This is a genomic window from Pseudoduganella sp. LjRoot289, assembly GCF_964252925.1.
Classification (GTDB): Bacteria; Pseudomonadota; Gammaproteobacteria; order Burkholderiales; family Burkholderiaceae_D; genus Rugamonas.
The window spans coordinates 5,103,300-5,127,893 of the sequence record NZ_CAXUPN020000001.1 but is presented as its reverse complement, the minus strand read 5'-3'; the positions used below and the strand labels follow the sequence as shown (position 1 = coordinate 5,127,893).

Genomic DNA, 24,594 nt, shown 5'->3' with positions numbered 1-24,594 from the left:
GATGACCAAACTCGCCGAAACCACCGCCGTTCCCGCGCACGCGGGACGGCCCGCCGATGCGGACCATACTGCGCCACTGCGGGCGCGCCGCATGGACTCCCGCGCGCGCGGGAGTGACACGCTGCGCCGCGCGGTGGTTGCGATTTCGTTGGCCGCCGTCCTGGGCGGTTCGCTGTCCGCGTGCGGTTTCCACCTGCGCGGCTCGGGCGGCCACTACACGCTGCCGTTCCCGGCCATGTACGTGGGCCTGCCCGAATCCTCGCCGCTGGGCATCGACTTGAAGCGCAACATCCGCGTCAACGGCCACACGGTGGTGGTCAGCGATCCGGCCAAGGCCGACGGCGTGATCGAGGTCTTGACCGACCCGGAGAAAACCCGCACCAAGACCATTCTGTCGCTGAACAACAATGGCCGCGTGCGTGAATATCTGCTGGCCTACAACATCGTGTTCCGCGTGCGCGACAAGCTGGGCAACGAGCTGCTGGCGCCCACTTCCATCAGCCTGAATCGTCCCATCACCTTCGACGAAACCCAGCTGCTGGCCAAGGAGCAGGAAGAGGCGCTGCTGTACCGCGACATGCAGACCGACCTGGTGCAGCAGATGATGCGCCGCATGGCGGCCATCAAGCCGGTGTCGCAGATGTCGCTGGCGCCGGCCGCGGCGGTCGCCGCGCCGAAGGAATAAGCGTATGCAATTGAGGCTGGACGCGCTGGACGGGCATTTGAACAAGCCGCTGGCGCAGCTGTACGTCATCACCAGCGACGAGCACCTGCTGGCGCTGGAGGCGGCGGACAAGATCCGCCGCAGCGCGCGCGCGCAGGGCTATTCCGAGCGCGACGTGCTGACCGTGGAGCGCAGCTTCAAGTGGGGCGAACTGCTGGCGGCGAACCAGGCCATGTCCCTGTTCGGCGACAAGAAGCTGATCGAGCTGCGCATCCCGACCGGCAAACCGGGCAAGGATGGCGGCGCGGCGCTGCAGAATTATGTGAAGGACCTGAGTCCGGACAACCTGACGCTGATCACGCTGCCCAAGCTGGACTGGCAGACGCAGAAGGCGGCCTGGGTGGCCAGCCTGCAGCAGGCGGCCGTGTACATCGATATTCCGAATATCGAGCGCGCCGCCCTGCCGGGCTGGATAGGCAACCGGCTGGCCGCGCAAGGCCAGAGCGCGGACCGCCAGAGCATCGACTTCATCGCCGACCGCGTTGAAGGCAATCTGCTGGCGGCGCACCAGGAGATCCAGAAACTGGGCCTGCTGCACGAACCGGGCAAGCTGGCCTACGAGCAGGTGCATGACGCGGTGCTGAACGTGGCGCGTTACGATGTGTTTAAATTGAGCGAAGCGATGCTGTCCGGCGACCCCGCGCGGCTGGTGCGGATGCTCGAAGGGCTGAAGGGCGAAGGCGAAGCGCTGCCGCTGGTGCTGTGGGCGGTGTCGGAGGAAATCCGCGTGCTGCTCAAGCTGAAGGCCGGCATGGCGCAGGGAAGGCCGCTGGGGGCGCTGCTCAAGGAGTACCGCATCTGGGGGCCGAAAGAGCGCATGATGGAACCGGCCCTGCGGCGCGTGACGCTGCCGGTGCTGGAAGGCGCGCTGCAGGAAGCGGCGCAGATAGACAAGATGATCAAGGGCCTGCGCGCCAAAGCCTACGCGGGCGACGCATGGGATGCAATGCTGCAGCTGGCGCTGAAGGTGGCGCGCGGCTGAGCCATGGCGGGTTAGGCGCAGCCGTAACCCGCCATCACTGAACGGGACTGAAATGGACATCACGCAGTACATGGAACAAGTGGGCCGCCAGGCGCGCGTCGCATCGCGCGCCATGGCCCGCGCCGACAGTGCGCAGCGCAACCGCGCGCTGCTGCTGATCGCCGACGCGATCGAGCGCGAAGCGGACGCCCTGCGCGCCGCCAACCAGCTGGACCTGGACGCGGCCGCCGCCGCCGGCATGGCGCCGGCGCTGCTGGACCGCCTCGCGCTGTCCGACAAGGCCATCGCCACCATGGTGGAAGGCCTGCGCCAGATCGTGGCGCTGCCGGACCCCATCGGTGAAATCAGCGGCCTGAAGTTCCGCCCGAGCGGCATCCAGGTGGGCCAGATGCGCGTGCCGCTGGGCGTCATCGGCATCATCTACGAAGCCCGCCCGAACGTCACGGTGGACGCGGCCGGCCTGTGCATCAAGAGCGGCAACGCCACCATCCTGCGCGGCGGTTCGGAAGCCATCCACTGCAACCGCGCGCTGGCCAGGCTGGTGATGGAAGGCCTGCAGGGCGCCGGCCTTCCCGTGGACGGCGTGCAGGTGGTCGACACCACCGACCGCGCCGCCGTCGGCGCCCTGATCACCATGCCGCAATACGTGGACGTCATCGTGCCGCGCGGCGGCAAGGGCCTGATCGCGCGCCTGATGAAGGAGTCCACCGTGCCGATGATCAAGCACCTGGACGGCATCTGCCACGTCTACATCGACGCCAAGGCCGACATGAAGAAGGCGCTGGACGTCGCCTTCAACGCCAAATGCCAGCGCTACAGCCCCTGCAACACCATGGAAACGCTGCTGGTGGCGCGCGCCATCGCGCCGCAGGTGCTGCCGGAACTGGCCAGGCTGTACGCGGCCGAGAAGGTGGAACTGCGCTGCGACCCGGAGTCGTACAAGCTCCTTGAGGGCTATCCGCACCTGGTGCACGCCACCGAGGAGGACTGGGCCACCGAATACCTGGCGCCTATCCTGGCCGTGCGCGTGGTCGACGGCATCGACCAGGCCATGGACCATATCAGCACCTGGTCGTCCAAGCACACCGAAGCGATCATCACCGAAGACTACAGCGACGCCATGCGCTTCCTGCGCGAAGTCGATTCCGCCTCGGTGATGGTGAACGCATCGACCCGTTTCGCCGATGGTTTCGAATACGGCCTGGGCGCGGAGATCGGCATTTCCAACGACAAGCTGCACGCGCGCGGCCCGGTCGGCCTGGAAGGCCTGACCTCGCTCAAGTACGTGGTGTTCGGCCACGGCGAAGTACGCAAGTAAGGAAGCCTATGCTCTGGGTCAAAGCGTTCCACATCCTGTTCGTCGTGTCCTGGTTCTCCGGGCTGTTCTACCTGCCGCGCATCTTCGTCAACCTGGCGCTGGAGAAGGAGAGCGTCAGCGTCGAGCGCCTGCTGCTGATGGCGCGCAAGCTGTACCGCTTCATGATGATGCTGTCGGTGCCGGCAGTGCTGCTGGGCGCCTGGCTGCTGTGGCTGCAGTATGGCGGCGGCGACAGCTTCAAGATGCCGGGCTGGATGCACGCCAAGCTGGCGCTGGTGGTGCTCGCGATCGGCTATTCGCATGCCTGCGGCGCCATCCTGAAGAAGTTCGAGCGTGGCGCAAACAAGCGCAGCCACACCTGGTACCGCTGGTTCAACGAGGTGCCGGTGGTGATGCTGCTGGCCATCGTGGTACTGGTCGTTGTCAAACCTTTCTGAACGGGTACGGAATGAGCAAGACCTGTCAATACTATTTCGCCCCGCATTCGCCGTGGAGCTATCTGGGCCACGAACGCTTTGTCGCGCTGTGCAAACAGCACGGCGTGCAGGCCGACATCCGCCCGGTCGATCTGGGCAAGGTGTTCGGCGTGTCCGGCGGCCTGCCGCTGGCCAAGCGCGCGCCGCAGCGCCAGGCTTACCGCGTGGTGGAGCTGGCGCGCTGGTCCGCCTTCCTCGGCGTGCCGCTCAACGTGCAGCCGAAGTTTTTCCCGGTCTCGCCGGACGCGGCGGCCCGTCTGATCGTCGCCACGCGCCTGACGCACGGCGTGGATGTGGCGCTGGAACTATCCGGCGCCATCATGCGCGGCCTGTGGGCGGAGGAGCGCAACATCGGCGACGAGGAGACGCTGGTGCAGATCGCGAACAGCTGCGGGCTCGATGGGCGAGGACTCACCAAATCGTCGCAGACGGCCAGCGTGCAGGCCGAATACGACAAGAACACCGAGGACGCCACCGCCGCCAATGTATTCGGCTCGCCGTGGTATATCCTGGAAGGTGAAAGTTTCTGGGGACAGGACCGGCTCGATTTCCTCGAGCGGGCCATGGCCCTTTAGTTATTCTGTCGTCCCCGCGCAGGCGGGGAACCATGCCGGGTATCCCCGCTCGGCGCGGCATGGATTCCCGCGGTGGCGCCGAGCCTGCGCGGGAATGACAGTGGTGAGCGTGTGTGTATCACAACGGATAAAAGGTACCCCTGATGGCTTCCTATTTTTGCCCATGCCCGCGCGGTATGGAAGCGGCGCTGGCCGAAGAACTGACTGAAATCACGCAGCTGCCCGGCAGCACCCTGAAAGTGCACAACCAGGTTCCCGGCGGCGTGCATTGCTCCGGCGCGCTGGAAGACGCCTACCGCGTCAACCTGCATTCGCGCATCGCCTCGCGCGTGCTGATGCGCATGGCCGCCGGCGGCTACAAGAACGAGAACGACATCTACGACCTGACCCTGGCGCAGCCGTGGGAAGAGTGGTTCGGCGTCGACCACACCATCCGCGTCGACGTGACGGCCGTGAAGTCGCCCTTGAAAAGCCTGGAGTTCACCACGCTGAAGATCAAGGACGCGATCTGCGACCGCTTCCGCGACCTGTACACCACGCGCCCGTCGGTCAACACCCGCGAGCCGGACATGCGCATCGTCGGTTTCCTCGACGCGCACCAGTTCATCGTCTACCTGGACACCTCGGGCGAGGCGCTGTTCAAGCGCGGCTGGCGCGACGAGACGGGCGACGCGCCGCTGCGCGAGAACCTGGCCGCCGGCCTGCTGCGCGTGTCGGGCTGGAAGCCGGGCACGCCGCTGTTCGATCCGATGTGCGGTTCCGGCACCATCCTGTGCGAAGCGGCGCAGATGGTGCAGGGCATCCCGCCCGGCGCGCGCCGCCGTTTCGCCTTCGAGAAATTCCACGACTTCAATCCGCAGCCTTGGGCGGACATGAAGAACGCCATCAAGCCCAATCCGCTGCCATCCGAGCCGACCATCTTCGGTTCCGACATCTCGGGCGACATGGTGGCCATGACGCGCCACAACCTGAAATGCGCCGGCATCATGTTCGACGTGCCGCTCAAGCAGATCGAAGCGCAGGAAGTGAAAGCGCCGACCGAGCAGCCGGGCATCCTGTTGACCAACCCGCCGTACGGCGAGCGTATCGGTGTGCGCGGCGACAGTTCGCTGGGCGAGGATGAACTGGCCACGTCGTTCTACTCGGCCTTCGGCACCACGCTCAAGCAGCGCTTCGCCGGCTGGACCGCCTTCCTGTTCACCGCCGACCTGGGCTTGCCCAAGCTGCTGCGTTTGAAGGAGGCCCGCAAGACGCCGTTCTTCAACGGCGCGCTGGAATGCCGCTTGTTCCGTTTCGACATGGTGGCCGGCTACAACCGCCGCGAAGAAGCCAAGCCGAAAGCTCCGCAATAACCTTGTCGTTCCCGCGCACGCGGGAACCCATGCGGCGCGGGCCAGGCCAGTCAGCATGGGTCCCCGCGTGCGCGGGGATGACATCTCTCCGCGAGACTGTTCATGTTCCCCACCCCGCCTGCCAACCTGCCGCCCGACCCCATCCCCGAAATCCCGCCGCCCGAACCGAGCCACGCCAGGCCGCTGAGCGCCTTTGCGCTGGCCATCGTGCTGGCCGCGCTGGCCATGCTCGGGCCGTTCTCGATCGACGCCTACCTGCCGGCCTTCCCCAGCATCGAAGCCTCGTTGCGCGCCACGCCGATCGAAGTGCAGCAGACGCTCACCGCCTACATGCTGGCCTTCGCCGCCATGGTGCTGTGGCACGGCGCGCTGGCCGACGCCTTCGGCAGGCGCAACGTGGTGCTGGTGTCGCTGGTGCTGTTCGCCATCGGCACCATGGGCTGCGCCGCCGCGCACTCGGTGCACTACCTGTGGTTCTTCCGCGTGCTGCAGGGGGTCTCGGCCGGCGCCGGCGTGGTGGTGGGCCGCGCCATCATCCGCGACCTGTACGCCGACGCGCACGCCGCGCGCCTGCTGTCCATGGTCACGATGATCTTCTCGATCGCGCCCGCCATCGCCCCCGTGCTGGGCGGCATCATCGTCAAATACCTGGACTGGCGCGCCATCTTCCTGTTCCTGTTCGTCTACACGGTTGGCCTGTTCCTGGTGTGCTGGCGCCGCCTGCCCGAAACGCTGCCGCCGGCAAAACGCCAGCCCTTCAATCCGCGCTACCTGGTGCGCAACTACCGCGCCATCCTGATGTCGCCGCTGTTCCACATGAAGTCCGGCGTGGTGGCGCTCAATTTCGCCGGCCTGTTCGTCTACATCACGGCCGCGCCGGTGATGCTGCCGCGGCACCTCGGCCTGGGGCCGGACCAGTTCGGCTGGCTCTTCATCCCCGCCGTGAGCGGCATCTTCCTCGGCGCGCTGGCTGCCAACCGCATCGCCGGCAAGATGAGTTTCGCGCGCCAGATCGGCATCGGCTTCTGCTTCCTGATCGCCGCCGCCAGCTTCAACGTCGCTTACCATTTGTTCCAGCCGCCGTCGCTGCCGTGGAGCGTGGCGCCGTTGTTTTTCTACACTTTCGGGATGTCGGTGGTGGCGCCGGCGGCCACGCTGCTGGGGCTGGACCTGTTCCCGCATATCCGGGGCACGGTCGCCTCCTGCCAGTCCTTCGCCACCACGCTGCTGGGCGCCGTGGTGGCCGGCGCCATCGCGCCGGTGCTGTCGGACTCGGTGTTGTGGCTGGCCTACGGCCAACTCGGGTTTACCGTGTCGGCGCTGGCCTTATGGTTGACGTCGCGCTATTACCGGAGCATGCTGCTACGCCATCCGGCAGGCGGATAATTATCGGCAAGATGGCTAAAAAGTTTAGCTAGAAATTTTTCTTGCTGATAAGTTATGCAAGTTGTTTATGCTAATATCGATTTTTGCAGTTGGCAAAAAAGGTCGGGCTGGCTTGCCTGCCCAGACTATTGGTATATGATTAACGCGGTGGCGCGCCTGGCCGTTGAGCGCACATCCCCTTCCGATGAAGTTCCTTGGCGGCAATGCTTGATACGATGCATCAATCAGACCATGATATTCGCAATCGCTTGCTGATTGCCCGTCTGCCGGCCATGCCGCAGATACTCATCAAGTTGATAGAGCACTTGCAGGCCGACGATGCCGGCATGCCGGAGCTGGCCGCGCTGATCGCCAAGGACGCAGGCATGACCAGCAAGATACTGTCGGTGGCCAACAGTTCCGCCTACCACCGCAACAACCGCGCCGTCGGGCTCGAGCAGTCGCTGGTGTCGCTGGGCACCGACATGATCAAGACGCTGGTCATCAGCGAGTCCGTGTTCCAGACCTTCAACAGCTTCCCCCATTCCGGCAGCACCGACCTGCGCGCCTTCTGGAAGAGCTCGCTGACCACCGCCGTGCTCGCGCGCGACATCGCCAGGCAGCTGGACTACCCCCAGGTCGAGGAAGCCTACCTCGCCGGCCTGCTGCACAACGTCGGCCGCCTGGCGCTGCTGGCCACCGCGCCCAAGGAATACACGTTCAACTTCACCGCGCGCGACGACGAGGACCTGTGCGCGGTCGAGCAGCGCACCCTGCAGATCACGCATGCCGAAGCGGGCGCCTGGCTGATCGAGCGCTGGAACCTCGACTCCTTCCTGGCCGACAGCGTGCTGTACCACCACGAGCCGGTGGCGCGCCTGGAAGCTGCCCATCCTTTGATCCGCATCGTGCGCCTGGCGCACCTGCTGTGCAGCCACGAGGACGAGGACGAGGCGATCGCGCAAGGCGCCGGCCTGTGCGCCCTCGACAGCGACACGCTGCACGTCATCTGCCACGCCGCCACGCGCCAGGTGGAAAAGTCGGCCGCCTATCTCGGCATCGAGCTGGCCGGCGCGGACGACATCGTCGCCCCGGCCGCCTACGCGCCGCCGCCGCCGGCCGACCCGGTGCAGCAGCGCCTGTCCGAAGAGGTGCGCAACATGGTGCTGGTGTCCGAAATGGGCCAGACCTTCGCGCGCCAGAGCGGCGAGACCGGACTGCTGGAGGCCATGACGCGCTCGGCGCGCATCCTGTTCGATTTCGACAACACCGTGATCCTGCTGGAGAACCCCACCGGCCACGCGCTGGTCGGCATGACGGCCGGCGAGCAGCAGCGCCTGGCCGAATTCTCCATCCCGCTGGCCAAGGGCGGCCCGGTGGCCGAGGCCGCGCAGGAGCGCCGCATGGCATTCCTGAGCAAGGCCGCGCCGGGTTCGGTTCAGGCGCTGGGCATCGCCGAGGAGCAGCTGTTCCGCATCCTCGGCACCGAGAGCATGGTGTGTTTGCCGCTGGTCGCCGGCCAGCGCTGCCTGGGCGTGCTGGTGGGCGGCGCGGCCGCCTGGCAACTGCCCTCCTACCAGAAGCGCGAGCGCTTCCTGCAGGCCTTCGGCAACCAGGCCGCCGCGGCGCTGGAGACCAGCTTGAGCGAACGCGGGCACGCGCGGCGCCAGATCGCCCACGTGGCCGAGGAATACCGCGAGGCCTCGCGCCGCGTGGTGCACGAGGTGAACAACCCGCTGTCCATCATCAAGAACTACCTGTCGGTGCTGGACACCAAGCTGGCGCGGCGCGAGCCGGTGGTCGGCGAGATGTCCATCCTGAACGAGGAGATCGACCGCGTCGGCTCGCTGATCAACGGTCTGGCCGACCTGCAGCCGAGCGACGGCAACCGCGTCACCGACGTCGCGCGCGTGGTGGACGACGTGCTGCGCCTGTTCCGCGCCACCGACTTCGTGCCGGCCTCGGTGCAGATCCTGGTGCGCATGCAGGACGAGCCGGCCGAGATCGACGGCGACGCCGACATCCTCAAGCAGATCCTGGTCAACCTGGTCAAGAACGCGGTCGAGGCGCTGCCGGACGGCGGCAAGATCGAGGTCGCCAACCGCGGCCACGTGAACCGCGAGCGCAAGCTGTACCTGGAGCTGGCGATCGGCGACAACGGCCCCGGCCTGTCGACCGAGGTGCTGGCCAACCTGTTTACGCCGGTGCGCAGCAACAAGGAAGGCAAGCACCACGGCCTGGGCTTGTCCATCGTGCACAGCCTGGTCAAGAAGCTGAACGGCATGATCACCTGCCGCAGCGGCAAGAGCGGCACCACGTTTGAAATCCTGCTGCCGGCCCGCGGCAGCTCCAGCCTGAGCGCCGGCGTAACAACGCGGGCCATGGACTCTGTTTGATTAACTGACTAACGCGATGAATGCCAACGCCCAAACCCTGCATCTGGCAAGCGACGCACCCCTGGCGCACGACTACAGTCCGCGCCTGCTGCTGGTGGACGACGAACCGCGCCTGCTGTCCTCCCTCTACGAGCTGCTGCGCGACCGCGACTACCAGCTGGTGACCGCCACCTGCGGCAGCGAGGCGCTGGCGCAGCTGACCAAACTGCAGTTCGACCTGGTGCTGCTGGACCTGCGCCTGCCGGACATGAGCGGCCATGAAATCATGGACTTCATGAACAGCAAGGGCATCGCCTGCGACGTCATCGTGATGAGCGGCGACGTCGGCATCGAGGCCGCCATCGGCGCGCTCAAACGCGGCGCCTACGACTACCTGCGCAAGCCCTACAGCCGCGAGGAGCTGCTCAAGACGGTGGAGAACGCGCTGGCGCAGCGCCGCCTGGCGGTGGACAACGAACGCATCGCCTCGCGCCTGGAGAATTCCGAGCGCATGTACCGCAACCTGGTCGACAGTTCGCCGGACATCATCTACACCCTGAACCACGACGGCCTGTTCACCTTCGTCAACGACCGCGCCCAGCAGCTGCTCGGCTTCGCGCGGGAGGAACTGCTGGGAAAGCACTATTCGGTGCTGATACACGACGAGGACCTGGAACGCGCGCGCTATGTGTTCAATGAGCGCCGCCCGGACGAGCGCACTTCGCGCAACGTGGAGCTGCGCCTGAAGTGCAAGGGCAACGGCGTCGAGCGCACCTTCAGCAACACCCTGATGACGATGTCGATGAACGCCATCGGCGTCCATGTCGCTGACCAGCTGCGGCACGAGCAGTTCGGCATCTACGGCGTGGCGCGCGACATCACGGACCGCAAGCGCGCCGAGGAAGTGATCTCCTACCAGGCCTACCACGACATCCTGACCGACCTGCCGAACCGCATGCTGTTCAAGGACAGGCTCGGACTGGCCGTGATCCAGGCCAAGCGCAAGCTCACCGAGCTGGCCGTGATGTTCGTCGACCTGGACCGCTTCAAGCTGGTCAACGACACGCTGGGCCACGTCAAGGGCGACGAGCTGCTGCAGCAGGCGGCGCTGCGCCTGAAGGAATGCCTGCGCAGGGGCGACACGCTGGCGCGCCAGGGCGGCGACGAGTTCACCATCGTGCTGCCGGAGCTGCGCGACCGCGGCGACGCCAAGGTGATCGCCGAGAAGTTCCTGGAGAGCCTGCAAAAGCCCTTCGACCTGGACGGCCACCAGGTGCACATCTCGGCCTCGATCGGCATCGCCATCTACCCGGGCGACGGCGAGAGCATCGACGAGCTGCTGCGCCACGCCGACATCGCCATGTACCAGGTCAAGGCGCTGGGCAAGAACGGCCACAGCTTCTACCACAACTCGATGCTGGACATGTCGCACCAGAAGATCGCGCTGGAGCAGGCCTTGCGCCGCGCGCTGGAGCAGAACGAACTGGAAATGTACTACCAGCCGCAGATCGACGTGGCCAGCGGCCGCATCATCGGCGCCGAGGGCCTGATGCGCTGGAACCATCCGCAGCGCGGCCTGCTGTCGGCCGGCGAGTTCCTGCCCTTCGCCGAGGAGAACGGCCTGATGCTGCCGATCTCGGACTGGATGCTGGGCGCGCTGTGCCGCGACCTGGTGCAGTGGAACGCGGCCGGCGGCGAGGCGCTGCGCCTGTCGCTCAACCTGTCGCCGCAATACCTGGACCGGGGCGACTTCTTCGAGAAGATGCGCGGCGCGCTGACGCGCTACGGCATATCGCCGGCGCAGATCGAGGTCGAGATCACCGAGAACATCTGCATCCGCAATCCGCTGTACGCGATCGAGCAGCTCAACAAGCTGTGCCAGCTGGGCGTGTCGGTGGCGATCGACGATTTCGGCACCGGTTACTCGTCGCTGTCCTATCTGCACCGCTTCCCCATCCACACCATCAAGATCGACCAGTCCTTCGTCAAGGAGATCCACGACGAGCAGGGCCACTATCCGGTGATCCTGGCCATCATCTCGATCGCGCGCGGCCTCGGCCTGCACCTGGTGGCCGAAGGCGTGGAGACCGAGGTGCAGGCGCGCTACCTGCAGGCCAACGGCTGCACCACGATGCAGGGCTATCTGTATTTCCGTCCGATTTCGCTGACCAGTTTCATCGCCGTGCTGCAAAGCCAGGGCGGCGTCGAACTGGCGGCCCGGTGGCAACAGGCGCAGCAGCAGCTGCCGCACCTGGCGCCGCCCATGGTCGCGGTCCAGGCGTAAACGGCCATGCAAAAGTTCTCGGCCTCCGAAGCGCATGCCCCCGGCGTCGGCACGGGGCCGGACAATTTCACCGCCGAATTCCTGCGCGTTAAGGACCTGGCCGAGCGCGGCGTGGCCAACGCCCAGCACAGCCTGGGCTTCATGTATTTCAACGGCCAGGGCGTGGCGCAGAGTTTCGAGCTGGCCGTGGCCTGGTATCGCCAGGCCGCCACGGCGGGCCTGGAGCACGCGCAGTACAACCTGGGCGTGATGTGCCAGAAGGGCCAGGGCCTGCCGCAGAATCTTGCCGAGGCGGCGCGCTGGTACCAGCTGTCGGCCGAGCAGGGCTATGCCGCCGCCCAGTACAACCTGGGCTGGATGTACGCCAAGGGCCAGGGCCTGCCGCAGGACACCCAGCAGGCCATGCACTGGTTCAGCAAGGCAGCCGAGCAGGGCGACGCCGGCGCGCAGAACAACCTGGGCATGATGTACGACACCGGCAAAGGCGTGCCGCAGGACTTCAGGCAAGCCATCAACTGGTACCGCAAGGCGGCCGAGCAAGGCTATGCGCGGGCCCAGTTCAACCTCGGGCTGCGCTACGACAACGGGCAGGGCGTGCCCAAGGATGTGCATCAGGCCATGTCCTGGTACCGCAAGGCGGCCAACCAGGGCTATGCGCCGGCCCAGTTCAACCTGGCGCTGCGCTACGACAAGGGCGACGGCGTGCCGCAGGACAGCCAGCAGGCCGTCCAGTGGTACCGCTGCGCCGCCGAGCAGGACCACGCCAGCTCGCAGTTCAACCTGGGGCTGATCTACGACAACGGCAGCAGCGGCGGCCAGGGCGTGCCGCGCGACGAGCAGAAGGCGCTGCACTGGTACCGCAAGGCGGCCGGCCTGGGCCACGCGGCGGCGCAGAACAACCTCGGCCTGCGCTACGACCACGGCCAGGGTGTGGCGCAGGATTTTGAGCAGGCGCAGCTGTGGTACCGCAAGGCGGCCGAGCAGGGCTTCCCGGCCGCCCAGTACCACCTGGGTTTGCTATATGACAACGGTCACGGCGTGCTTGCCGACGCGCAGGAAGCCGTGTTCTGGTACCGCAAGGCGGCCGACCAGGGCCATCTGCGGGCCCAGTTCGACCTCGGCCTGCGCTATGAAACCGGGCGCGGCGTGCCGCGGGACGGGCGCAAGGCGCTGGCCTGGTACCGCAAGGCGGCCGAACAGGAATACGCGGCCGCGCAGTACATGCTGGGCCAGCTGCTCGACAGCGACGACGGTCCGGCGCCGGACTGCGTGCAGGCCGGCTTCTGGTACCGCAAGGCGGCCGAGCAGGGCCACGCGCTGGCCCAGTTCGCGCTGGCACTGCGCTACGACACCGGCCACGGCCTGCTGCGCGACTACGGCGAGGCGCTGGCCTGGTATCAGAAGGCGGCGGCGCAGGGCCACGCGCGGGCCCAGTTCAACGTCGGCCTGATGTATTACAGCGGCCAGGGCGTGGCGGCCGATATGGCGCAAGCCTGGCTGTGGCTGTCCATGGCCGAGCGCGGCGGCGTGCCCGGCGCCGGCAAATACCTGCAGGCCGCCGCCGGCCGCATGGATGCGCCCCAGCTGGCGCAGCTGCGCGAACGGGTCGAGCAACTGCCGGCCCCGGCGTCCGGCCCGCTATCCAGCCCACTGTCCAGCCCACTGTCCAGCCCGACCGCCGCCCACATCGTCGCCTGAATTTGTTGCCTTGGTTAAAGTTGCCTGGCTTTCAGGCCGTTAACCCGATGGAGAACCGTCTATCCATCGACCATGCAAATCAATTCCAACCTTGATTCACTGACCGCCCAGCGCAGCCTTGCGCGGGCGGCGGCGTCGGTTGGCGGCAGCATGGTGCGGCTCTCCAGCGGCCAGCGCATCAATTCGGCGCGCGACGACGCGGCCGGACTGGCCATCTCGCAGCGCATGACGGCCAGCATCAACGGCATGAACCGCGCCGCGCAGAATGCCAGTGACGGCATATCAATGTTGCAGGTCGCGCAAGGGGCGGCCGGGCAGGTGACGGACAATTTCCAGCGCATCCGCGAGCTGGCGGTGCAGGCCGCCAACGGCACCTACAGCGCCAGCGACCGCCAGGCCCTGCAGGGCGAAGTCGACGCGCTGATGAAGGCCAATTACGAGATCCTGGGGCAGGCCAATTTCAACGGCCACAAGCTGCTGGACGGCCGCTTCAACGAAACCTTCCAGGTCGGCGCGGGGGCCGGCCAGAGCGTGCAGCTGACCTTGCCGGCGGTGCTGCCGGTCAACCAGACCCAGGTGAAGCCGGTCGACGTCGAGCTGCGCCAGATCAATTCCACCGGCGGCGCCGTTTCCGGCCTGCAGACGGGCGACCTGACCATCAACGGCACGGCCATAGCCGCCACGGTGGACGGGCCGGGCGTGGGACAGAGCCGGGTCAGCGCCTATGCCGTGGCGACCGCCATCAACGCCGCCAACCCGGCCGGCCTGGCAGCCACCGCCACCACCACGGTGACCGGCAACGCGGGCGGCGCCGGCGTGGTGGCTGCCGGCGCCTTGGAGATCAACGGCGTTGCCATCGGCGCCTTCGCCGGCGGCAACGCCAGCGCCTTCGCGGCGGCGGCGGCGGCGGCCATCAGCGGCGCCGGGGCCGGCGTGTCGGCCAGCGCCAGCGGCAACACCTTGACCCTGACGGCGGCCGACGGGCGCGACATCAGCGTGACCGGCGCCAGCGGCGGCCTGGGCATCAACAACGGCACCGCGCGCGGCGTCGTGGCGGTGAGCGGCTTCGCCGAAGTCGAGCCGGGCAGCCTGGTAATCGGCGGCAACAATCCGGGTGCGGCCGGCTTTGCGGCCGGCACCATCGCGCCCATCGGCACCGGCCAGTTCGTCACGGTGCTGCGGGCGGTCGGCTCGGGCGACCCGCCGGTCGATGTCGGCAGCGCCGCGTCGGCCTCGGCCGTGCTGGATTACGTGGACGGCAAACTCGACATCATCAATGGCCTGCGCGCCACCTTGGGCGCGGCCGAGAACCGGATGAGCGCCGCCTACGGCAACCTGCAGACGGGCGCGCTCAACCTGGCCGCCGCCCGTTCGCGCATCCTCGACACCGACTACGCCAGCGAGACCATGGAACTGACCCGCAGCCAGATTTTGCAGCAAGCCGGCATTGCCATGGTCGCCCAGGCCCACAGCTCGCAAAGCCAGGTGCTGGCGCTGCTGCGCTGAGCGGCGTCAAGACAAGCCTCGGCGTAGTCCGTACAATATCGGAATGGATTTGTGGAGCCTATGCCATGAGCGCGACCGCCAAAACACTGATTGAGCAACTTGCGATGCTGACGGCACCGGAGAAAATCGCGCTCGCCGAGGAACTGCTGGCATCCGCCTGCATCGACGATGCAGCATGGGAGGCAGCTTGGGCGCAAGAAGTGCAGCAACGGCTTGCGTCGCTGGCGCAGGGCGACTCCACCGCCAGCGACGCAACAGAAGTTTTGAAGCGCCTGGCGGCAGAGTTTTCCCGGCCGTGAAGGTTCGGATTCATGCCGATGCGGAGCGAGAGCTTCGGGACGCAATGCAGTACTACGTCAATATCTCCCGCAAGCTTGCAGCGACGCTGCTGGATTGGCAGGCAAGACGCTAGTTCTTGCTTGGGGCCGGCTGGGTGACGGGCGCGCGGCCGAACTGGCGGTCCAGCCAGTCGTAGGCGGCATCTTGCGATTCCTGTGGAAAGACGTGGCCGCCGGGCAGCAGGCGGGCCTCGAACTTGTCGGCCGCGTTCCACGCTTGCCATACCTTGGCCATCTTGCCGTAGGCCGCTTGCACCGACGCGGCAGGGAACAGCTTGTCCTCGGCGCCGGCGAAGAACAGCGCAGGCTTGGGCGCGGCCAGGCTGGCCACGTCGGGGAAGTCCATCTGCCGCAGCAGGCCGGGATGCAGCATGTTCCACGCCGAACTGCCGCGCAGCTGATTGTTGCCGGGCACCATCAGGCCCTCGGTGGTGGCCATCCAGTTCGACGCCACCACGGCCGTCACCGCGTCCGACAGCGCCGCCACCTGCCAGGCGCGGAAGGCCCCCATGGAGAAACCGATGGCCGCCACCTTGCGGCTGTCCACTTCCGGCTGCGCAGCGAGGAAGCCGGCCGCGCGGGCGTCCTCCATGGCCATGATGCCGGCCAGCGAGCTGCCCAGATTAAATGCATTGGCCGCCAGCGCCTGCTGCGTGTCGCCGGTCAGCGGGCCGCGGTCGCCCCAGCCCAGCGCGTCCACCGCCAGCACCACGTAGCCGCGCCTGGCCAGCGCATCGCCCGGATAGCGGCCGGAGAAATGCTTGACGGCCCAGGCCTGCGACGCCGCCAGCCGCGCCGTGTCCTGCGGCGTGCCGCCCCATGGCTCGATCGCTTTTTCCTTGCCGATGTCGAACTTGCCGCCATGGTCGTGCAGCATCAGCGCGGCGGGGAAGGGGCCCGTGCCCTTGGGTACCAGCATCAGCGCGCGCACGCGGCTGTCGGCGGTGAGGTTGAACACCACTTGCCGCGCCACATAACTGCCACGGTCTGTCGCGGCGATCAGCTGCGGCGCGTAAGGCGTGCTGTCGGGCGCCTGCAGCGTCAGCTCCCACAGCTTGGCGCGGCCCGCGCTGCGCCAGGCGGGCAAGTCCTTCACCTGCGGCGTCCACGCCATCGGAAAGCTCAGCCTGGCCTTCAAGGCCTGCTGGAACACGGGCATGTTGTGCTCGACGCCTGCGCGCTGGTAATCCTGCGCGGCGGCCGGCGCGGCTGCGACGATGGTTATCGCAGCGATGGTGGCAATGCGGAAAAGACGTTTCTTCATGGCGTATGCTGGTACGGACGTGCGGGTGAATCTAAAGGCAAAGCGGGGTGGTGTCAACGCTAACGGGCCGGATTGCGCCGTGCGTGCATCGGGCCCCGCATTCGCATTCAGGCAACTTTGTAACATACTGAAATATTTACGACTTACAAGTGCAAAAACAGTAATCTTGGGTGCTCAATAGAAAGGATGGTGCCCATGTTCCAAGGCCTGCTTCGCCGCCTGCATTCCCACATGCTTTCCCGTGCGATCCCCGCGCTGTGCCTGATCGCGCTGAGCGGGGCCGCCAAGTCCCAGTCCGCCGCCCCCGGCTCCGCAGCCGTTCCCGCTCCCGCCGCCGCCGTCTCGGCCGCCCCCGCCGGCACGCCGCCGGCTGACCCCGGCGAAGTAGCCGAGGCCACCGACCCCGCCGGCGAGAAAATCCTGGTGGCAGGCCAGCGCCCGGGGCCGGGCTTGTGGAAGGTATCCAAGGACGAGCATGTACTGTGGGTGTTCGGCACCTACGGGCCGCTGCCGCAGAAAATGGTGTGGCGCTCGCAGCAGGTGGAAACCATCCTGGCACAGTCGCAGGAAGTACTGGAAGAGCCCGGCGCGTCCGCGCATGTGGGCTGGCTGCGCGGCATCACCCTGCTGCCCTACGTGATCGGCATCAAGAAAAATCCCGACGGCGCCACGCTGAAGGACGTTTTGCCGGCCGACGTCTACGCGCGCTGGCAGACGCTGAAGGGCAAATACCTCGGCGACAACGACGGCATCGAGCGCGAGCGCCCGATCTTCGCGGCCGAGACCTTGTACCGCGCCGGCCTGAAGCACGCCGGCCTGTCGAACGGCTACGAAGTGCGCGCCGCGATCGACCAGCAGATCAAGAAGAACAAGCTGAAGGTGACCTCGCCCCGGATCGAATTGGAGGTGGACGATCCGGCCAGGATGATCAGGAAGTTCAAGAATTCGCCGCTGGAGGACGTGGCCTGTTTCTCGAAGACGCTGGAACGGCTGGAAAGCGACCTCGACGCCATGCGCGTGCGCGCCAACGCCTGGTCCAAGGGCGACCTGGCAGGGATCCAGAAGCTGAGCTTTGCCGACCACCGCGCCGCATGCGACGACGCCATGCGCAACGCCGCCTTCGTCAAGGACCAGCCGGCTTTCAAGGACATGGAAGCGCGCGCGCGGGCGGCGTGGATGGCGGCGGCGGAAAAGGCGCTGGCGGCCAACGCCAGCACCTTCGCCATGCTGCATTTGAAGGACATACTCGGCCCGCAAGGCTACATCGCCGCGCTGGAGGCCAGGGGCTACAAGGTGGAAAGCCCGGACTGAGCGGATCAGTTTTGGGCAGGCTTGGCTTGCGCGTCGCGCCGGATCCGGTTTATACCTTGACTACTGCGGCGTGCGCAAGCCGCTGTCGGCCACCGCCCAGCTGCGATCCAGATCGACGCTGACGGTTTGCGCCTCGGCCTGCTTGCCTTGCGCCGCCAGCGCCCTGGCCAGTCCCTGCAAGGCCCAGCCGCTGCCCGGATGGCGGGCCAGGTCGGCGCGGTAGCTTTGTTCGGCGGCCGCGTGGCGCCCTGCCTGCAACTGCATCGCGCCCAGGCGCTGGCGTGGTCCGCTGGCCAGCATAGGCGGTTCGAAGCCGTCGGCGTCCAGCGACGCGGCCACGGCCTCTGTCTGCCGCGCCAGCGCGTCGTCGGTCTGCTGGTCGGCCAGCGCGATTTCCGCCCGCAACTGCGCTTGCGCGGTGTTGACCAGGCTGCGCACCATCTTGCCCATGAAGTCCTGCCCCGTGTATTGCCGGGCCAGCTTGGCGGCCGCCGGCTCCAGGCGCGCCAGCGCGGCCCTGGCCTCGCCGGTTAGGCCGCTGCGGGCCTGGGCGATGCCCTGCGCCATGTCGCCCAGCACCGCCGCCATGCCCTTGCCGCCGCCCGGCAGCGGCTCCTTCAGCAGCGCGTCCCAGCGCTGCAGGTGCAGCAGCGTCAGCATCGGCAGGCTGCGCACGTACTCGGCGTACTCGTGGTCACCCTTGGCCGCCAGCGCGGCCGCGCGCGCCGTCTTGAGCGCCAGTTCGGCACGCCCTTCCATCAGCGCCGCGTACCACTGGAAGTGGCGGTTGTGGCCGCGCCAGTCCTTGCTGTCCTTGAAACCCTGCCGCTTCAATTCCTGCATCATGGCCTCGTCGGCCGCCAGCGCCTGCTGGTTGACGCGGGTGGCGTCGGCGTAGCGTCCCACCTGGGCATAGGTGTGGGACGGCATGTGCAGCAGGTGCGGCGACTTCGGCGCCAGCCGGCCCAGCCGGTCGGCGGCCGGCACGGCGCGGGCGGCCACCTGCACCGCGTCGACCGCGTGGATCATGTAGTGGTTCAGGCCGACATGCCCGGGATGGCGTGCCAGGCCGGCTTCCAGCATGCCGGCCAGTTCGCCGATGCGGCCGGCCGGCTTGCCGCTGTCGCGGTCCCACCAGTCGCCGGTGGTGGCCACCATTTCGGCCTCGGCGTAGATGGACAGCAGGTCGGCGTCGTCCGGGTGGCGCTCGGCCAGTTCGCGCACGCGCCCGGCGTAGGCGATGTCGAGCGGGTCGGCGCGCTCCGCGCCGCCCGGGCCGCACACCTCGGCCTTCAGCGGCGCGGTCTCGCGCGCCGTGCTGGCATGGCCGTAGCGCAGCGCCAGCGACCCGATCAGCGCCAGGTCGCGCGGCGAGGCGCCGGCGCTGCGCCGCATCGCATAGTCCACGTACTTCACCGCTTCGCGCAGGTCGTGCCGCTTGGTGTCGTTGATGTTCGGTCCCATCTGGTAGGCCACGCCCCAGGCGCACAGCGCGCAGTCCGGATCCTGCGCCAGCGCCGCCTTGAAGGCGCGGATGGCTTCCGGCCCGTTGAAGGCGTAGACCTGGGCCATGCCTTGCGCGAACAGGCGGCGCGCCGCCTCGTTGCCTTGCGACGGCAGCAGGCTGCCCGCGCCGAAGCCGTCGAGCACGGGCGCGCTGGCCGTGTCGTCGATCCGCAGCGGCAGCATGCTGCACGCGCCCATCACCGAGAGCGACAGCGCGATGGCGGTCAAGCGCCGGAAAGAGCGGGAAGTGAAGGGTACGCGCATGCGGCTGTCCTTGGCATGGGAGAGGTGTGGCATATTGCCACAAATGCCACGGAATTTACTTCGGTTTTAGCGCGGTTTTCAAGGCGGGACGTCGCTGCTAACGCAGCAACTGCATCAGCAAGGAGGAAATGCGGTTGGCCCGGCGCAGCACGACAGTGCCGGACTGCATCAGCATTTGCTGAGCCAGCATGCTGGCGCTTTCCTGCGCGTAGTCGGCGTCCATGATGCGCCCGGTGGCGGCGCTGTTGTTGACCTGGGACTGTTCCAGGTTGGACGCCACATGGTCCAGGCGGTTGGCTGCCGCGCCCAGCGAGGAGCGCACGCGGGCGACGACATCGATCGCATCGTCCAGCATGGCGATGGTGGTCGACGCCGCGCTGGCGATCACCAGGTCGGTGCCTGTGCCCCTGCGCTCGATGCCGAAGGTGTCGTAAGTGCTGGCTGCGCCGTGCAAGGCGCCGTGCATGGCCGTCAGCTGGCCCGTCAGCCGGACCGTCATGACCTGCTCGGGCGCGCCGCCGATCTGGAAGTCGAGCGGCTTGGAAAAGACGCCGTCGACAGCGGTCGCCGCAGCCACCGCGTTGGCGTAGTCGGCGGCATCGAGCGCGGCCGTGGTCGCCACGCCGAAAGCCGCGTTCGCTTGCGCCAGGGCGCCGGTGGCGGCCGCCAGCGCGCCCAGTGTGGCCACCGTCGGCGTGGCCTGGCTGGCGGCGAGGGCGTTGGCGTGGTTGCCTTGGGCGGCGCCCAGCGCGGCCCCGGCGTTGCCGGCGGCTGCGGCCGCGTTGGCTGCTGCGGCGGCGACGTTGGCGCGTTCGTCCGTGGAATCGCCGAGCAGCAGTTTGGCGCCGCCGAAGGTGGTGGCGCTGGAGAGATGGCTCAATTCATGCGTCAGCGAGGTGTACTCGGCTTGCAGCGCGACGCGGTCCTCGTCCGAAGCGGAGCCGTCGGCAGCTTGGGTGGCCAGGTCCTTCATCCGGATCAGGATCGCGCTGCCGACATCGAGCGCGCCCTCGGCGGTCTGCAGCATGGACATGGACTTCTGGATGTTGGCCAGCGCGGCCGCCATGCCGTGGCGCTCGGCCGACAAGCGGGTGGCGATCTGCAGTCCGGCGGCGTCGTCCTTCGCGGAGTTGACGCGCAAGCCCGTACCCAGCCGCGTCATGGCAAGGGTCATCCTGCCCTCGGTGCGGGCGAGCGAGACTTGTGCCGACAGCGAGGCCGAATTGGTATGGATGCTGAGCATGGGGAAGGGAATGGGTTCCCCTCATTTTACAAGATGTTATCTTTAGGCAATAGCAGTCTTTCAATTTGTTGCTAAGCGGATACGTTGCAACGGCAATCTTGTGGCCGAATCCGGGCCGTTCAGTCCGGGATCCTCGGGTCCTGCTGCTCAGCGCGCAGTCCCGGTGGCCGCGCCGCTGGCGCGTGCCAAACTTGAGCGCGCTCCGGCCACGGCCTGCAAGCGCTCCTGCAGGTAGTTGCTCAGGCGTGGATGCTGGCTGAAGGCGACGTTGAAGCGGATGTGCCGGTCGGGCGTCTCGTTCGCCGAGAAGGCGGCGCCGCGCATGAGCAGGATCTTGTTGGCGTAGGCGTCCTGCACCAGCAAGTCCACGTCCAGGCCGTCCGGCATGGTGCCCCACAAGAAAATGCCCGCATCGCCGGGCTGTTCGAACAGCACGCCCGCCGCGCCCAGCTGCTGCATGCTGGCGTTGCGCGCCACCATGATCTTGCGTTGCAGCCGGTCCAGATGTTTGCGCAAGTTGCCGGCCCTGAGCACTTCCAGCAGCACATATTCGTTCAGCGCCGGCGTCGTCATGATGGAATGGATCTTGGTCCGCATCAGCACTTTGAGCAAGGCCGGGGCGGCGGCCAGATAGCCCATGCGCAAGGCGGGGCTCAGCGCCTTGCAAAAGCTGGAGTAGTAAATCACCCCGTCGAGCCCGGACAGGGATGCCAGCCGGGTACTGTGGCCTTGCTGAAAATGGCCGTGCACGTCGTCCTCGGCGATCAGGAAACCGTATTGCCGCGCCAACATCAAGACCTTGTGCAAATTGGCCGCGCTGCTGCTCCACCCGGTGGGGTTGTGCAAGGCCGTCTGCACGAACAGCAGGCGTGGGCGGTGCTCGCGGCAGGCGGCCTCCAATGCCTCAAGGTCGAGGCCGTCGGGGCCGCGCCTGATGGACACCACGCGTATGCCATCCTGGCGCAAGCGGCCGAACATCAGGAAATACCCCGGGTCTTCCACCAGCACGGTGTCGCCGGCCTGCAAAAAACTGCGGCAAATCAAGTCGATCGCGTGGGTGCCGCCAAAGGTGGTGAGTACGTGGCCGGCATCAAAGGGGGCGCCTATGCCGCGCAACAGCAGCGCGATGTGCTCGCGCAATTCCGGCAGTCCCTGGGGCGGACAGCGCGACGCCATGCCGGCGGCGCTGCGGGCCAGGGCCCGTTGCACGGCGGCGGCCGGTACCGCATCTTGCAGCCAGCCTGGCGGCAATGCGCCGCTGCTGGCCTGCAATACACCAGCGCGCTGGTCATTTGCCTGCTGCGCCAGCCAGACGGGCTCTTGCTCCGCCCCCGCTTCGAGGGCGACCTCGTCGGGGATGGACTTGCCGGCGTCGTTCGTCGTGCGGACAAAGAATCCCGCCGTGCCGTGCGTATCGATGACGCCTGCCGCGACCAGCCTGTCATAGGCCAGCACGACGGTGTTGGTGCTGACGGCCAGCTGCAAGGCCAGCTGGCGTATCGACATCAGCTTGGCGCCGCCGGCCAGGGCCCGGCTCTCGACCATGTGGCGCAACTTGGTCTCAATCTGCTTGGACAGGGCGATGGGAGAGGAGCGGTCGATGGCGAACATGGTGAAAGTCTAGCGTAAAAACAGGATGGCCAGGATCAGCAGGATGGCGCCCATGGTCAAATTGAATACACGCTGCTTGCGCGGATCTTTCAGCAAGCGGCGGATCGAGACGCCAAACAAAGCCCACACGACATTGCAAGGCGCTCCCACCAAGGCGCCCGTCACCGCCACCAGCAGCGCACTGACAAGCGTGTTGTGCCCCGCCGGCATGAATACCGATGCCACGGTGATGGCCTTCACCCAACTCTTGGGATTGAGCGCCTGAAATGCCGTAGCCTGGGAAAACGACACCGCCTTCGGGGCTTGTGCCCCGCCAACAGACGCCCCGCTGAGCTTCCACGCCAAAAACACCAGGTACAGCGATCCAGCGATGCGCAGCACTTGCTGCAACCATGGGTAGGCCGTAAAGACACTGCCCAGCCCAGCGCACATGAGTATGGTTTGCACGAACATGCCGGCCTGGATGCCCAGTATGGCCGGCAGCGCGCCGCGCGCGCCAAAATTGGCGCCCGTGGTGGCAAGCATGACATTGTTCGGCCCGGGCGTGGCCGACATGACAAGGCAATAGCTCATCAGGGGAAGGAGTTCGGTCATGGCATGCCATTCGCTGAGTGGGAATGGCTCAAGTCTAGGGACGCGGCGCGGCGGCAACAAGGCACAAGGCCAAGGTGGCAGACACATGCTGTATCAGTCCAGGGACAGCGACAGTTGCCTTTGACGGACCGCCGGCTTGTCCGGTGCCGCCGTATCGCTATCGTGCCCGGGCGATACGAGGCCGGGGCGCGGCTGCCTGCTCCGCTCCGGCGCGGGCCGCCGCCAGTTCGATGATTGGCGCCGGCGCGCCGGGCTGGTCGACGGCGAACACCCGCACCACTTGCAGCAGGCTGCCCGCCTGGTCCTGCAGGGACGCGGCGGCGGCCGTCGCCTCTTCCACCAGCCTGGCATTTTGCTGGGTCACTTCATCCATCTGGGCGATGGCCTGGTTGATCTGCTCCAGGCCGGAAGTCTGTTCCTGGCTGGCGTTGCTGATGTCGGCCATGATGTCGGTGACGCGGCGCACGCTGTTGACGATGTCGTTCATCGTCGCGCCGGCCTGGTTGACCAGCTTGGCGCCGGCGTCCACGCGTTCCACCGAAGCGCCGATCAGCAGCTTGATTTCCTCGGCGGCGGCGGCCGAACGCTGGGCCAAGTTGCGCACCTCGGACGCCACCACGGCGAAGCCGCGTCCCTGCTCGCCGGCGCGCGCGGCTTCCACCGCCGCGTTCAGGGCCAGGATATTGGTTTGAAAGGCGATGCCATTGATCACGCCGATGATATCGACGATCTTTTTCGACGAGTCGTTGATCGCGCCCATGGTGTCGACCACCTGGGACACCACGGCGCCGCCTTTGACTGCCACGCCGGATGCCTCGAGCGCCAGCAGATTGGCCTGCCGGGCGTTGTCGGCGTTTTGCCTGACGGTCGACGTCAGCTCTTCCATCGAAGACGCTGTCTGTTCCAGGGCGCTGGCTTGCTGCTCCGTGCGCGCCGACAGATGCTGGTTGCTGCTTGCGATTTGTTGCGAGACCTGGGCGATGGTGCTGGTGCCGCCCCGCACTTTGCCCACGATGTGGGTCAGGCTGCGGTTCATCTCGTCCAGGGCCTGCAGCAGGTCGCCCGTTTCATCGCGGCCGCCGGTCCGGATATCGCTGTTCAAATCGCCGGCGGCAACCCGCTTCGCGACGGCGACCGCGGCGTTGAGCGGCGCGACGATGCTGTTTGTGATGAGCTGGGAAAAGACGATGCCGACCACCAGCGCGAGCAGGCCGATCACCGACAGCAGATACATCAATTGCTGGCCGGATGCAGTGGCTTTCGCCAGCAGCTGGTCCTGTTCCGCTTTCTGCAGCGCGACCAGCTTGTTCATTTCCACCAGCACCGCGCGGTACAAGGGGTCGATACGGGTCGAGATCAGGCTGGCCACGGCATCGGGATTGAAGCCGAGCGCCTGGGCGATCGCGTCCGAGGTGGGCGCCTCGAGTTCCCGGTCCAGCCGGGCCAGATTGGCGAAGACCTGGCGCCCCGCCTCGGAGATCCCCAGCGCCATCAGCTGGTCGCGCGCCTCCACATACAGCTTGCGCTGTTGTTTGAGGCGCTCCTGCTCCTGGTTCATGGCGGCGGCCTCGGTATGCAGGCCGATGCTGCGGATCGCGACCACGCCTTCCAGCTGAGCCGCCTTCATCCTCGCCGTGAGGTCGACCTTGACGTTGGAGGCCGCGATGCCGTCGAACAGGTGTTCCCTGTTCTTGATGCTGATGACATTGTCAGTGACGAGGACCGCGACCAGCAGCGCCAGGATCACGCCGAAACCGAAGCGCAGACGGGTACGGATACGAAAGTCGTTCAACCAAGCCATGGCCCAC

At 66.9% G+C, this 24,594-nt stretch carries 19 protein-coding genes; 13 read left to right on the top strand and 6 right to left on the bottom strand.

The genetic code is table 11. The annotated features are described in order from the left end of the window. Nucleotide 1: 1 nt before the first annotated feature. From ACSQ8Y_RS22020 to ACSQ8Y_RS21965, 12 genes are all read left to right on the top strand, one after another. Entirely contained in the window at nucleotides 2–685 is a 684-nt protein-coding gene (locus tag ACSQ8Y_RS22020; RefSeq protein ID WP_436268556.1) for an LPS assembly lipoprotein LptE, read from the top strand. A gap of 4 nt (nucleotides 686–689) precedes the next feature. Further along, nucleotides 690–1,706: a DNA polymerase III subunit delta gene (gene holA / locus ACSQ8Y_RS22015; RefSeq protein ID WP_436268555.1), complete on the top strand. Its 1,017-nt coding sequence runs from the start codon at nucleotides 690–692 to the stop codon at nucleotides 1,704–1,706. A 52-nt stretch (nucleotides 1,707–1,758) separates the two neighbouring features. Further along, a complete protein-coding gene (locus ACSQ8Y_RS22010; protein WP_436268554.1) occupies nucleotides 1,759–3,024 on the top strand; it encodes a glutamate-5-semialdehyde dehydrogenase in 1,266 nt (421 codons plus the stop codon). A gap of 8 nt (nucleotides 3,025–3,032) precedes the next feature. Further along, nucleotides 3,033–3,461 carry a CopD family protein gene (locus tag ACSQ8Y_RS22005; RefSeq protein WP_436268553.1) on the top strand — a complete coding sequence of 143 codons (429 nt, stop codon included), beginning with the start codon at nucleotides 3,033–3,035 and terminating at the stop codon, nucleotides 3,459–3,461. An 11-nt stretch (nucleotides 3,462–3,472) separates the two neighbouring features. Continuing rightward, nucleotides 3,473–4,075 (top strand): 2-hydroxychromene-2-carboxylate isomerase, encoded by a 603-nt coding sequence (locus ACSQ8Y_RS22000; protein ID WP_436268552.1) that lies wholly within the window; start codon nucleotides 3,473–3,475, stop codon nucleotides 4,073–4,075. Nucleotides 4,076–4,218: 143 nt separating this feature from the next. After that, a complete protein-coding gene (locus tag ACSQ8Y_RS21995; RefSeq protein ID WP_436268551.1) occupies nucleotides 4,219–5,427 on the top strand; it encodes a THUMP domain-containing class I SAM-dependent RNA methyltransferase in 1,209 nt (402 codons plus the stop codon). Nucleotides 5,428–5,529: 102 nt separating this feature from the next. Continuing rightward, a complete protein-coding gene (locus tag ACSQ8Y_RS21990) occupies nucleotides 5,530–6,813 on the top strand; it encodes a multidrug effflux MFS transporter (protein ID WP_436268550.1) in 1,284 nt (427 codons plus the stop codon). Nucleotides 6,814–7,085: 272 nt separating this feature from the next. Continuing rightward, nucleotides 7,086–9,188: an HDOD domain-containing protein gene (locus ACSQ8Y_RS21985; protein ID WP_436269888.1), complete on the top strand. Its 2,103-nt coding sequence runs from the start codon at nucleotides 7,086–7,088 to the stop codon at nucleotides 9,186–9,188. Between the two features lie 16 nt (nucleotides 9,189–9,204). After that, a complete protein-coding gene (locus ACSQ8Y_RS21980) occupies nucleotides 9,205–11,451 on the top strand; it encodes an EAL domain-containing protein (protein ID WP_436268549.1) in 2,247 nt (748 codons plus the stop codon). Nucleotides 11,452–11,457: 6 nt separating this feature from the next. Then, nucleotides 11,458–13,149 carry a tetratricopeptide repeat protein gene (locus tag ACSQ8Y_RS21975; RefSeq protein WP_436268548.1) on the top strand — a complete coding sequence of 564 codons (1,692 nt, stop codon included), beginning with the start codon at nucleotides 11,458–11,460 and terminating at the stop codon, nucleotides 13,147–13,149. 72 nt (nucleotides 13,150–13,221) lie between these two features. Then, on the top strand, nucleotides 13,222–14,655 hold the full coding sequence (locus ACSQ8Y_RS21970) for a flagellin (protein ID WP_436268547.1): 1,434 nt from the start codon (nucleotides 13,222–13,224) through the stop codon (nucleotides 14,653–14,655). Nucleotides 14,656–14,720: 65 nt separating this feature from the next. Continuing rightward, entirely contained in the window at nucleotides 14,721–14,954 is a 234-nt protein-coding gene (locus ACSQ8Y_RS21965) for an addiction module protein (protein WP_436268546.1), read from the top strand. A gap of 109 nt (nucleotides 14,955–15,063) precedes the next feature. On the opposite strand, the gene ACSQ8Y_RS21960 is transcribed toward ACSQ8Y_RS21965, so the two are convergent. Then, nucleotides 15,064–16,257, bottom strand: a complete 1,194-nt coding sequence (locus ACSQ8Y_RS21960; RefSeq protein ID WP_436268545.1) for a dienelactone hydrolase family protein — start codon at nucleotides 16,255–16,257, stop codon at nucleotides 15,064–15,066. A 231-nt stretch (nucleotides 16,258–16,488) separates the two neighbouring features. On the opposite strand from ACSQ8Y_RS21960, the gene ACSQ8Y_RS21955 reads away from it, so the two are divergent. Continuing rightward, nucleotides 16,489–17,568: a TraB/GumN family protein gene (locus tag ACSQ8Y_RS21955; protein ID WP_436268544.1), complete on the top strand. Its 1,080-nt coding sequence runs from the start codon at nucleotides 16,489–16,491 to the stop codon at nucleotides 17,566–17,568. Nucleotides 17,569–17,628: 60 nt separating this feature from the next. On the opposite strand, the gene ACSQ8Y_RS21950 is transcribed toward ACSQ8Y_RS21955, so the two are convergent. From ACSQ8Y_RS21950 to ACSQ8Y_RS21930, 5 genes are all read right to left on the bottom strand, one after another. Then, nucleotides 17,629–19,338 (bottom strand): hypothetical protein, encoded by a 1,710-nt coding sequence (locus ACSQ8Y_RS21950; RefSeq protein WP_436268543.1) that lies wholly within the window; start codon nucleotides 19,336–19,338, stop codon nucleotides 17,629–17,631. Between the two features lie 97 nt (nucleotides 19,339–19,435). After that, nucleotides 19,436–20,581: a flagellin gene (locus ACSQ8Y_RS21945; protein ID WP_436268542.1), complete on the bottom strand. Its 1,146-nt coding sequence runs from the start codon at nucleotides 20,579–20,581 to the stop codon at nucleotides 19,436–19,438. A gap of 147 nt (nucleotides 20,582–20,728) precedes the next feature. Beyond that, a complete protein-coding gene (locus ACSQ8Y_RS21940; protein ID WP_436268541.1) occupies nucleotides 20,729–22,192 on the bottom strand; it encodes a PLP-dependent aminotransferase family protein in 1,464 nt (487 codons plus the stop codon). 9 nt (nucleotides 22,193–22,201) lie between these two features. After that, on the bottom strand, nucleotides 22,202–22,786 hold the full coding sequence (locus ACSQ8Y_RS21935) for a LysE family translocator (protein WP_436268540.1): 585 nt from the start codon (nucleotides 22,784–22,786) through the stop codon (nucleotides 22,202–22,204). Nucleotides 22,787–22,943: 157 nt separating this feature from the next. Beyond that, nucleotides 22,944–24,587, bottom strand: coding sequence for a methyl-accepting chemotaxis protein (locus ACSQ8Y_RS21930; protein ID WP_436268539.1), 1,644 nt, complete (start codon nucleotides 24,585–24,587; stop codon nucleotides 22,944–22,946). Between the last annotated feature and the right edge of the window lie 7 nt (nucleotides 24,588–24,594).